This window comes from Liquorilactobacillus oeni DSM 19972, from assembly GCF_001436275.1.
Lineage (GTDB): Bacteria > Bacillota > Bacilli > Lactobacillales > Lactobacillaceae > Liquorilactobacillus > Liquorilactobacillus oeni.
In genome coordinates this window covers 1-1,049 of sequence record NZ_AZEH01000011.1, presented here as the reverse complement: position 1 = coordinate 1,049, position 1,049 = coordinate 1, and the positions used below count along the sequence as shown (strand labels likewise).

The following is a 1,049-nucleotide window of genomic DNA, read 5'->3' as shown; positions in this document are numbered from 1 at the left end:
ATAGAGTTTTGTCTGTTTATAGATAGAGTTTTGTCTGTTTATAGATAGAGTTTTGTAGTATTATATATTCATAAAACCATATTCATTAAAAGAGGTGCTTCATTTGAGTAATGAAATTGTTAAATATGATCCTGAATTAAATACAATCCCACTTCGAAAATTCACTCCTGTTGAAATGAATTTATTCTTCTCAATAGTTTCTAGAATGCGTGACAAGGGTGACGAAACTGTAAGGTTTTCATTTGATCAATTAAAAGAATTAAGTGCATATAAACCTACAGCAAATAACCGATTTATTGACGATATTGAAAGTACTTATCAAAAAATTTTAGGCTTACGCTTTGGAAGACGTAGTAAAGATGGGCTGAATCGTGAATTTTTTGTTATGTTTACCGAATTTGAGATAAACGGCCATGCTGATGATCCTTATGTTGATATTAAAATTTACCCCAAAGCTATAAAATTATTAAATGAGCTGGAAAGTTGGGTTCGTTATGCTTTATCAGAATTCAGAGATTTAAAAAGTAGCTACGCAAAAACCATGTTTCGGTTACTAAAACAATTTAGAACTACTGGGTACGCTTACTTTTCAGTTGCAGACTTTAACGAGCTATTAGATGTCCCTAAAAGCTATAAAAGTAGCAATATAAATCAATCCGTTTTAAAACCCATCAAAGAGGAACTTACGCCTCTTTTTAGAGGCCTAACGGTTAGAAAAAAATATGGTAAAGGCCGCGGGAAACCAGTGATTGGGTATTCTTTTACTTGGAAGCCTGAAAAGAAAGACGCTAACGACTTCTCACAAGGTCAATTTCAAGATGAACGTCAAAAACTCTTTAACATTCAGCATAATGGTGAATTAACAGAACAGGAAAAATGGCGCGCCATTGACAAGGTTAAGGGGCTAACTTTAGGCTCTACTGAGAAACAAGCATTGGCTGATAAACAGGCCGAGCACGATAAAAAAATAAGAGATCAAGCACGAAAAGAAGCACTTGCTGAACTCCGAAAGGGGTTTGGAAAACATGCCTAAAACTATTAGAGAACTT

Annotated in this window: 1 protein-coding gene; it reads left to right on the top strand. The window is 34.3% G+C overall.

Going from position 1 to position 1,049, the window contains the following annotated elements; translation table 11 throughout:
- Nucleotides 1–103 precede the first annotated feature (103 nt).
- Nucleotides 104–1,033, top strand: coding sequence for a replication initiation protein (locus tag FD46_RS00345; protein ID WP_057895220.1), 930 nt, complete (start codon nucleotides 104–106; stop codon nucleotides 1,031–1,033).
- Nucleotides 1,034–1,049: the final 16 nt, after the last annotated feature.